At 73.4% G+C, this 9,732-nt stretch carries 9 protein-coding genes and 1 pseudogene; 6 read left to right on the top strand and 4 right to left on the bottom strand.

Annotation, left to right across the window (positions count from 1 at the left end; all coding sequences use genetic code 11):
- Both ACXJKG_RS15760 and ACXJKG_RS15765 read right to left on the bottom strand, forming a co-directional pair.
- Window positions 1–605, bottom strand: a pseudogene (locus ACXJKG_RS15760) (hypothetical protein); the annotation flags it as partial.
- Window positions 602–1,381 (bottom strand): peptidylprolyl isomerase, encoded by a 780-nt coding sequence (locus ACXJKG_RS15765; protein WP_456846691.1) that lies wholly within the window; start codon window positions 1,379–1,381, stop codon window positions 602–604. The gene ACXJKG_RS15765 and the pseudogene ACXJKG_RS15760, both read right to left, overlap by 4 nt.
- Before the next feature lie 162 nt (window positions 1,382–1,543).
- On the opposite strand from ACXJKG_RS15765, the gene ACXJKG_RS15770 reads away from it, so the two are divergent.
- The 6 genes from ACXJKG_RS15770 to ACXJKG_RS15795 are packed head-to-tail and all read left to right on the top strand — an operon-like array spanning window position 1,544 to window position 8,032.
- Window positions 1,544–2,248 carry an MBL fold metallo-hydrolase gene (locus ACXJKG_RS15770; RefSeq protein ID WP_456846692.1) on the top strand — a complete coding sequence of 235 codons (705 nt, stop codon included), beginning with the start codon at window positions 1,544–1,546 and terminating at the stop codon, window positions 2,246–2,248.
- Between the two features lie 31 nt (window positions 2,249–2,279).
- A complete protein-coding gene (gene hisS, locus ACXJKG_RS15775; RefSeq protein ID WP_456846693.1) occupies window positions 2,280–3,638 on the top strand; it encodes a histidine--tRNA ligase in 1,359 nt (452 codons plus the stop codon).
- A gap of 60 nt (window positions 3,639–3,698) precedes the next feature.
- The gene (locus tag ACXJKG_RS15780; RefSeq protein WP_456846699.1) at window positions 3,699–4,757 is read left to right on the top strand and encodes an Rv2578c family radical SAM protein; all 1,059 of its coding nucleotides are present in this window, start codon (window positions 3,699–3,701) and stop codon (window positions 4,755–4,757) included.
- 39 nt (window positions 4,758–4,796) lie between these two features.
- Entirely contained in the window at window positions 4,797–5,453 is a 657-nt protein-coding gene (locus ACXJKG_RS15785; RefSeq protein WP_456846694.1) for a hypothetical protein, read from the top strand.
- Window positions 5,454–5,504: 51 nt separating this feature from the next.
- Window positions 5,505–7,274: an aspartate--tRNA ligase gene (aspS, locus tag ACXJKG_RS15790; RefSeq protein ID WP_456846695.1), complete on the top strand. Its 1,770-nt coding sequence runs from the start codon at window positions 5,505–5,507 to the stop codon at window positions 7,272–7,274.
- Window positions 7,274–8,032: a GNAT family N-acetyltransferase gene (locus tag ACXJKG_RS15795; protein ID WP_456846696.1), complete on the top strand. Its 759-nt coding sequence runs from the start codon at window positions 7,274–7,276 to the stop codon at window positions 8,030–8,032. Before aspS ends, ACXJKG_RS15795 begins: the two co-directional genes overlap by 1 nt.
- A gap of 1 nt (window position 8,033) precedes the next feature.
- On the opposite strand, the gene ACXJKG_RS15800 is transcribed toward ACXJKG_RS15795, so the two are convergent.
- Entirely contained in the window at window positions 8,034–8,342 is a 309-nt protein-coding gene (locus ACXJKG_RS15800; RefSeq protein WP_456846697.1) for a hypothetical protein, read from the bottom strand.
- Window positions 8,343–8,350: 8 nt separating this feature from the next.
- Window positions 8,351–9,732 (bottom strand): MMPL family transporter (locus ACXJKG_RS15805; RefSeq protein WP_456846698.1); only part of this gene is annotated, 1,382 nt, incomplete at its 5' end.

The raw sequence follows: 9,732 nt of genomic DNA on the forward strand, positions 1-9,732 counted from the left end.
GGGCGGGGCCGGGGGACYGGGCGGATCGCCGACGGGGTCGGCTTCGGCGCGGGCGCCGAGGGAGCCGTCTCCTCCGCGCTCGCCTCGGCAGGGGTGGCCTCGGCAGCGTCGGCGGTGCCGTCCGCGGGAGCATCGACGTCGGCCGCGGGCGTMTCGTCGGCGGCGACGTCGGTCGGGGTGGTGGTCACCGTCTCGTCGGCGACCGCCTCGGCGGGAACGGCCTCGTCCGCGACGGCGACCTCGGCGACGGGAGCGGCATCGTCGGCAACCGCACCGTCGGCAACCGCGTCGTCGGCAGCCACGTCGTCGGCAACCGCATCGTCGTCGGCAACCGCATCGTCGGAGGCAACGTCATCGGCAGCCGCCTCATCGGCGACCGCCTCATCGGCGACCACGTCGTCGACAGCCGCGTCCTCGACGGGAGCCTCCTCGACCGGAGCGTCCTCGGCGGACTCGGGAGCGTCGGGCGTGACCGTGTCGGGAGCCGCAGCGTCGACCTCGTCGGCCGCCACCTCGGGCTGCTCGGCCTCGAGCGCGGGCACGGAGTCCTCGAGCTCGGGCACGGAGTCCTCGGGTACGGGTCCGGACGTCGGGGTCTGAGTCACTGGATCTTCACTCCCTCGATGATGACGTCGGACACCGGGACCTGGGTCCCTTCGACGGTGCCCGCGTCGGCGATGGCCTGCAGCACGTCCATCCCGGACGTGATGTGGCCGAACACGGTGTAGCCCCCCGCACTGTCTGCGGGAATAGGTGAGTCCTTGTAGACCAGGAAGAACTGGCTGCCCATGGAGCTGCCGTCGTTGCTGGTCCGCGCCATGGCGATGGTGCCGGCGGGGTAGATGCCGTCGGCCGGCGCGTTCTCGATCGGGCCCCAGGTGTAGCCGRGCCCGCCGGAGCCGCCGGTCGTCGTGTCGGCGACGCCCAGCGCGGTCGGGTCGCCGCACTGCAGCACGAAGATGCCCTCAGTGGTGAGGCGGTGGCACTTCGTGGTGTCGAAGAAGCCCTTGCCGGCGAGCGTGACGAAGTTGGCGACGGCCTGCGGCGCGGCGGCGCCGTCCAGCTCGATGCCGACGTCGCCCTGTGTGAGCGTGATGTCCCCGGTCCAGGTGCGGTTCTCGGCGAGCGAGGGGTCCGGCACCTCGGCGGAGTTCGCCGGGGGAGCCGTCGACGTGGGCGAGGCGGTGGCGGTGGGCGCGGCGCTCGGCGTGTCGTTGGTCAGCGCGAACGCACCGACCACGCCGATGGTCAGCACGAAGGCTCCGACGACGCAGCCGGCGATGACCTGGTTACGGCGCCGCTTGGCGCGGGCGGCGGCCTGACGCTGCTGCCACTTCTCGTACCGGCGGCGCTCGTACTCACGCTCGCGCTTGCTGGACACGCACACACTCCTCGCGTCGTCGTGCCGTGCGGCAGGTCATCCACCTGCCGCACTGCATGAAGGGAACCCGGGACAGTCTAGGCAAGCCTGCGCATCCGGCGACCAGCGACGCCACGGGGTGACATCACAGTCCGGACACGCGCGACGGCTAGCGTGCCTCCCATGCAGGTCATCACGATCGAGTCCGCGGTCTTCGGGGCCCGCTGCAGCGTCCTCGTGCACGACGACGGGTCGTGCGTCGTCATCGACGCCGGCGCGGGCGTCACCGACGACGTGCTCGGGCTGGTCGCCGATCGCGGGCTGCGGCCGGCCGCCGTGCTGGCCACCCACGGTCACGTCGACCACACGTGGGACGCGGGGCGGCTCTCGGAGGCCCTCGGGGTCCCGGTCGTGCTCCATGCCGCCGACGCCTACCGGCTCGAGGACCCGTTCGGCACGCTCGGGCTCGGGCAGCCCACGCACGACCCGTCGGGCCCGCTGGCCCAGGCCCTGGCACAGGTCGGCGTCGACCCGGCCGGCTACGTCGCCCCGCGGCGCGTCGAGACGTTCGGGTCCGACGACGGCGAGCGCTCCCCGGACACGGTGCTCGCGCTCGGGGGCTTCGAGATCGTCGCGCGGCACGCGCCCGGGCACACCGAGGGCTCGACGCTGTACCTGGTGGAGTCCGTGGCGTTCACCGGCGACGTGCTGTTCGCCGGGACGATCGGCAGGACGGACCTGCCCGGTGGCGACGGCGCGACCATGGCGCGGACGCTGCGCGAGGTGGTCGCGTCGCTCCCGCCGGACACCATCGTCGTGCCCGGGCACGGGCCGACCAGCGACATCGCCGCCGAGCTGGCGCGCAACCCATACCTCGCCGGTCTCTGACACCCGCGGGCGTCTGGAAGGATCGGGCCCCATGGCGCGACCGACCCCCTTGTCCGGATTCCCCGAGTGGCTGCCCGAGGGGCGCCTCGTCGAGCAGCACGTCCTCGACGTCCTGCGCCGCACGTTCGAGCTGCACGGGTTCGCGGGCATCGAGACGCGCGCGGTCGAGCCCCTCGACCAGCTGCTGCGCAAGGGGGAGACCTCGAAGGAGGTCTACGTGCTGCGCCGCCTCCAGGAGGAGGCAGGGGTCGAGCCGGATCGGGCCGGGACTCTCGGGCTGCACTTCGACCTGACCGTGCCGTTCGCGCGGTACGTGCTGGAGAACGCCGGGCACCTCGCGTTCCCGTTCCGCCGCTACCAGATCCAGAAGGTCTGGCGCGGGGAGCGGCCCCAGGACGGCCGCTTCCGCGAGTTCGTGCAGGCCGACATCGACGTCGTCGGTGCCGGCGCGCTGCCGTACCACTACGAGGTCGAGCTGCCGCTGGTGATGGCCGAGGCGCTCGCCGCGCTGCAGGAGATCGGCGTGCCGCCGGTCCGCATCCTGGTGAACAACCGCAAGGTCGCCGAGGGCTTCTACCGCGGCCTGGGCCTCACGGACGTCGAGGCGGTGCTGCGCAGCATCGACAAGCTGGACAAGATCGGTGCCGACGCCGTCGCCGCGCTGCTCGTGGCCGAGGCGGGTGCTGACGAGGCGCAGGCGCGGGCATGCCTCGCGCTCGCGTCGATCAGCGGGTCGGACGAGACCGTCATCGACCGGGTGCGGGCCCTCGCGGGCGAGTCGAACGAGCTCCTCGACGAGGGCCTCGCCGAGCTCGGCGCCCTGGTGCGCGCGGCGGCCGTCCGGGCACCCGGTGTCGTCGTCGCGGACCTGAAGATCGCCCGTGGGCTCGACTACTACACGGGGTCGGTCTACGAGACCGTGCTGGTCGGGCACGAGCAGCTGGGTTCGATCTGCTCCGGTGGCCGGTACGACACGCTGGCGTCCGACGGTGCGAACACGTATCCCGGCGTCGGGCTCTCGATCGGGGTGTCCCGGCTGGTGTCCCGCCTGATCAGCAGCGGCCTGGTCGCGGCCACGCGGTCGGTGCCCAGCGCCGTGCTCGTCGCGGTCTCGAACGAGGAGGCGCGGGACCGGTCCGACGCCGTCGCGGCGGCTCTGCGTTCGCGCGGCATCCCGGTCGAGGTGGCGCCGTCGGCGGCCAAGTTCGGCAAGCAGATCCGGCACGCCGACCGTCGGGGGATCCCGTTCGTGTGGTTCGTCGCCGACGACGAGGGCGCCGCCGACCAGGTCAAGGACATCCGCTCGGGCGAGCAGGTGGACGCCGATGCCGGCTCGTGGGCGCCCGACGCCGCCGACCTCTGGCCGCGGGTGGTGCCCGCACAGGGCTGAGCGGATCGCCGCCGTCGTGGACGCTTGACACTCGTTCGAACACATGTTCGCATGGGTGCCATGCGGTGGGACGGCCAGAAGCTGGGGACGGACGAGACGACGACGCTGCCCGGGCTCGCGCTGTCGGGCCTCCAGCGCAGCGTCCGGACSCCGGAGTTCGCCGGGGTGACGTTCCACGAGGTCACCTGCAAGAGCGCGCTGAACAAGGTGCCCGARGCGTCGCGGATGCCGTTYCGCTGGACSGTCAACCCGACGAGGGGCTGCCTCCATGCCTGCGCATACTGCTTCGCCCGGCCCACGCACGAGTACCTGGACCTGGATGCCGGTCGGGACTTCGAGACGCAGATCGTCGTGAAGACGAACGTGGTCGACGTGCTGCGGGCCGAGGTCGCGCGACCGTCGTGGGCGCGCGAGCACGTGGCGCTCGGCACCAACACGGACCCGTACCAACGGGTGGAGGGCCGGTACCGGCTCATGCCGGGGATCATCGAGGCGCTCGGGGCCAGCGGGACCCCTCTGTCCATCCTCACCAAGGGGACGCTGCTGCGCCGGGACCTGTCGCTGCTCACGCAGGTGGCGCAGGAGGTGCCGGTCGGCATCGGGGTGTCGTTGGCGATCGGCGACGAGGCGCTGCAGCAGGCGATGGAGCCCGGGACGCCGACTCCTCGCGCACGCCTCGAGCTGATCCGCGCGGTGCGGGAGGCGGGCCTGCCGTGCGGCGTGATGGTCGCGCCGGTGCTGCCGTGGCTCACTGACGACCGGGCGCGGCTGGACTCGCTGCTGCGGGAGCTCGCCGACGCGGGCGCGACCGGTGTCACGGTCCTGCCGCTGCACCTGCGCGGCCCGGTCAAGCCGCTGTACATGGCCTGGCTGCGCGAGCACGCGCCGGCGCTGGTGCACCGCTACGAGGAGCTCTACGGCCGGGGCGCCTACGTGCCGCGCGAGTACGCCCGGTGGCTCGACGAGCGCGTACGGCCGCTGCTGGTGCGGCACGGGTTCGCGGATCGCAACCGGTACCGCACGGCCGGGGAGGGGTCCTACCCGGAGGGCAGCATCGCCGGCGCCGGCCTCCCGGTGCACGAGCCGTCGCTCGGTGCCGCGCAGCCGGTCCTCTTCTGACGACGGGCGGCGGACCCCGGGCAGCCCTAGCGTGACGACGTGGCGTGGAGACGAGCGGACGGTACGACCCGGGTCGACTTCGGCGGCCACATCGCCGGCTTCGGCACCACCGAGGGGACCCGGGTGGTCGTCGGCCGATGGCTCGAGTCCCCGTTCGGGCCGTTCGTGGACGTGATGGCCGAGCGCGCCGACGGCACGCGTCTGCTCCTGGCCCCGAGCGACGACGTCGCCGACCTGGTCGCGGCCACGTACGCGTTCGACGCCGTGCACGTGGTGCCGGTCAGCCTGCGGGTCGACGAGGCCCGACGACGCTGGCGGCTGCGGGCGGGGCCGCTCACCGCGGACCTCACGATCGGCATCCGCACCCCGCTGGGCCGCCTGCTCGTCGTGCTCCCGCGGCACCGGGCGGTCGCGCCCCTCGTCGCCACGGTGGCCGACCCGGTCGCCCTCGTGGTGCTCGACGGCGTCCGTACCCGTGGCACCGCGGGCCGCGGGCGTCGGGAGTGGTACGCGGCGAGCGACCAGCACGAGATCACGGCCGTGCGGGCGCTGTGGGGCTCGTCGGACCTCGGCGCGCTCGCTCAGGTCCGGCCCGCCGTGCGGTTCGGGTTCTCGTCGGTGCCGGCGGCGCCGAGCGTGACCCGGGTGCGGACCACCGTCGAATTGTCGGCGAGCCCCTCGGCGGACGGGCACTAAGATCGTGCGGGCGTCCGACGGGCGCTCCCACCCCGACCCGAAGGACCTTCCGTGCTCCGCACCCACACGGCCGGCTCGCTGCGAGCCGAGCAGATCGGCACCACCGTCACCCTCACGGGCTGGGTGGACCGGCGGCGCGATCACGGCGGGGTGGCGTTCGTGGACCTGCGGGACGCCTCGGGCATCGCCCAGGTGGTCATCCGGGACGAGGCCGTCGCGCACGGCCTGCGCGCGGAGTACGTGCTGCAGGTGACGGGCGAGGTCGGTCGTCGTCCGGCGGGGAACGAGAACCCGAACCTCGCCACGGGCGAGGTCGAGCTCGTCGCCACCGAGGTCGTGGTGCTCAACGAGGCCGCCGCCCTGCCGTTCCAGGTGTCGTCGTCGCTCGACGAGTCCGTCGGCGAGGAGGCCCGCCTCAAGTACCGCTACCTCGACCTGCGTCGGCCGGCTCCGGCCCGCGCGATGCGCCTGCGCGCCAAGGCCAACCAGGCGGCCCGCCGCGTGCTGGACGCCCAGGACTTCGTCGAGGTCGAGACGCCGACGCTCACGCGTTCCACGCCCGAGGGTGCGCGCGACTTCCTGGTCCCCGCGCGCCTGTCGCCCGGCTCCTGGTACGCCCTGCCGCAGTCGCCGCAGCTGTTCAAGCAGCTGCTCATGGTCGGCGGGCTCGAGCGGTACTACCAGATCGCCCGCTGCTACCGCGACGAGGACTTCCGCGCCGACCGTCAGCCGGAGTTCACGCAGCTCGACGTCGAGATGAGCTTCGTCGAGCAGGACGACGTCATCGCGCTGGGCGAGCAGATCCTCGTCGCGCTGTGGGACCTCATCGGGGTCACCGTCCCGACGCCGATCCCGCGGATCACGTTCGCCGAGTCGATGGCGCGCTACGGCAACGACAAGCCCGACCTGCGCTTCGGCCTCGAGCTGGTCGAGCTCACCTCCTTCTTCGCCGACACCCCGTTCCGCGTGTTCCAGGCGCCGTACGTCGGTGCCGTCGTGCAGCCGGGCGGCGGCTCGACGCCGCGACGCGGTTTCGACGCCTGGCAGGAGTGGGCCAAGCAGCGTGGCGCCAAGGGCCTCGCCTACGTCACGGTCGGCGAGGACGGCGAGCTCGGTGGCCCCGTGGCCAAGAACATCTCCGAGGCCGAGCGCGCGGGCCTCGTGGCAGCCGTCGGCGCGAGCCCCGGCGACGCCGTGTTCTTCGCCGCCGGCTCGACCAACGAGGCCCGCGCGCTGCTCGGCGCGGCGCGCCTCGAGATCGGTCGCCGCGGCGGCCTGATCGACGAGAACGAGTGGAAGTTCGTCTGGGTGGTCGACGCCCCGCTGTTCAAGCCCACGGGCGAGGACGACGACGTGGCCGTCGGCGAGGGCGCCTGGACGGCCGTGCACCACGCGTTCACGTCGCCGACGCCCGAGTGGCTCGACACGTTCGAGCAGGACCCGGGCGCCGCGCTGGCGTACGCCTACGACATCGTCTGCAACGGCAACGAGATCGGCGGCGGCTCGATCCGTATCCACCGCCGTGACGTGCAGGAGCGCGTGTTCCAGATCATGGGGATCGGTCCGGAGGAGGCTGACGAGAAGTTCGGCTTCCTGCTCGACGCGTTCCAGTTCGGCGCGCCGCCGCACGGCGGGATCGCGTTCGGCTGGGACCGCATCCTCGCGCTGCTGACCGGCTCGGAGTCGATCCGCGACGTCATCGCGTTCCCGAAGTCGGGCGGCGGTTTCGACCCGCTGACGGCCGCTCCGGCGCCGATCACGCCCGAGCAGCGCCGCGAGGCCGGCGTGGACGCGAAGCCGAAGGCCACCCCCGCGGTCTGATGGCTGACGTGCTCGAGCTCCTGCCGCCGCGCTGGCGGCAGGACCGGATGCTGCTCGGCGACCGCACCCGCTGGGGCGCCGTCGAGGTCCTCGGCGACGACCACGGCGTGCTGCTGGTGATCGACGGTCCGCAGCGCCCGGTCCTGCTCGGTCGCGGGGACCCCGGGGTCGTCGACGGGCTCGTCGCCGGACTGGATCTCGGCGCCGCGCGGTGGATGAGCGTGCCGCGCCACAGCGTGCCCGGGCCCACAGCCCTCGCGCGCCTCGGTCTGGTGCCCTTCTCCACCTGGGACTGGCTGTCGACCGACGCGTCGCCGCCGCCCGTCCCGGGCGAGGACGCGGTCCGTCGGCTCGACCCCGTGGCCGACGCCGACGCGATCCGGGCGTGCCTGCGCCTGGCCAACCCGGGCACGTCGGCGGACCCGACGGGTCCGGGCGAGGTCGGGTGGTGGGGCGTGGACGGCGACGGCGCCCTGGCGGGCGTGGTCGGTGTCGCCGAGCGGGCCGGGCCCGGCGACGGCCTCTCGTGGCACGTCCACGGACTGGGCGTGCTGCCCGGGCTGCGGGGCAGCGGCGTCGGGACCGCGCTCACCGCGGCGGCGACCCGTGCAGGACTGGCCGAGGGTGCGGCGTGGGTGTCGCTCGGCATGTACGCGCAGAACGACGGCGCCCGCCGGATCTACCACCGCCTCGGCTACCGCACGGACGCGGAGCTGTCCTCGTTCGCTCCCGCGTCGGCGGACCGGCCGCCGGACTGACTCACCAGCGCGTCGGCGGCGGTTCGGACCCGTCGAGCGTGGGGTGACGGCTGGACGGCTCCTCGGGCTCGGGCGCGACGTGCTGGGGGCGGGCCCGCAGAGCCCTGCGCCACAGGTGCCGGAGCCCGAACCACGCGCCGATCAGGACCGCGGACAGCATGAGGAACGTGATCGTCGCGAGGGGACCCATCCCGTCGCTCTGGAGGACGACCATCTTGCGGACCAGGCGGTAGACGTAGAACGCGACCGCCACGGAGGCGAGCACGGCCCAGGTCAGCGCCCGGCGGTAGGTGGCGTGGTCGGTCGGCACGGTGCTCCTCAGTGGGTGATCGAGAGCCTGGCGTAGAGCCGGCGCAGGAACGGTGGCGCCCACCAGTTGGCCTTGCCCAGCAGCGTCATCGTGGCGGGCACCAGGAGCATGCGGACGAGGGTCGCGTCGATGAGCACGGCGACGGCCAGCGAGAACCCGACCTCCTTGATGACCAGCAGGTCACCGGCGACGAAGCCCGCGAACACGACGATGACGATGAGCGCCGCGGACGTGATGATGCGGCCCGAGCGCTGCAGCCCGAGCCGGACGGCCGCGTCGTTGGGCATGCCGGCGTCGACGCACTCCTTGATCCGGGACAGCAGGAACACCTCGTAGTCCATGGCCAGCCCGAACGCGAAGGCGATGACCAGGGCGATCACGTAGGTCTCGATGCCGCCCGTGGACGTGAAGTTGAGCAGGCCGGAGAGGTGTCCGTCCTGGAAGACCCAGACGAGCACGCCGAGCGACGCGGCCAGGGACAGGGCGTTGGTGAGCAGCGCCTTGACCGGCACGACGACCGAGCCGGTCATGAGGAACAGCAGCACGAGGGTCGCGAGGGCCACGATGCCGATCGCCCACGGCGCCCGCGCGACGACGGCCGCGGTGAAGTCGATCTGCGCGGCGGCCTGGCCCGTCACCCACGTCGGGAAGGGGGCATCGAGTGCGCGGATGTCCTCCACCACGCCCCGGGCGACCGCGTCACCGGGGTCGTCGGTGTCCGGCCGGACCCCGATCACCACGTACGACCCGACCGGCGAGGGCGGGTCCACGGAGGCGACGCCCTCGATGTCCTCGAGCGTCGTCGCCCACGCGGTCGCGTCCTCCAGGGAGGTCTGGGTGACCACCGTGATCGCGGGCGTGGAGGCCGCGGGGTAGTCGCTGGCCAGCGTGTCGACGAACTCGCGCTGGGTGCTGCCCGCGGGCAGGAGCTCGGTGGTCGAGTTGCGCAGCTCGAGGTGCCGCAGGGGGAGGGCCAGCACGCCGAGCACCACCAGGCACCCGGTGAGGACGAGCCAGGGGTGGCGCTGCACGCGGCCGGTCAGCCGCGAGAAGACGCCTTCCTCCGTCTGCACGTCGGCAGTCCGGCGCAGGATCCCGCGGAGGCCGGGGACGCGCGCGAGGATGCTCGGCCGGATGAGGCGCCGCCCGGCGAGCACCAGCAGGGCCGGCACGAGGGTCAGCGCGGTCGCCATCGCGACGAGGATCACGGCGACGCCGGCCGCGCCGAACGCTCGCAGGATCGGTGGCTGGAAGACGAGGAGGCCCGCGATCGAGATCGCGACGATGAGGGCGGAGAACGTCACGGTCCGCCCGGCGGTCGCCATGGTGCGCTCGATCGCGGTGAGCACGGCGCCGTCGCCACGCCGCCGCCGGCTGCCCTGACCGCCGT

The sequence above is a fragment of the Cellulomonas sp. P5_C6 genome, assembly GCF_054049635.1.

Coding starts and splice junctions, on each gene's coding strand:
- ACXJKG_RS15795 (WP_456846696.1), top strand. CDS start 7,274: ATGGCTGACGTGCTCGAGCTCCTGCCGCCGCGCTGGCGGCAGGACCGG.
- hisS (WP_456846693.1), top strand. CDS start 2,280: ATGGCGCGACCGACCCCCTTGTCCGGATTCCCCGAGTGGCTGCCCGAG.
- ACXJKG_RS15770 (WP_456846692.1), top strand. CDS start 1,544: ATGCAGGTCATCACGATCGAGTCCGCGGTCTTCGGGGCCCGCTGCAGC.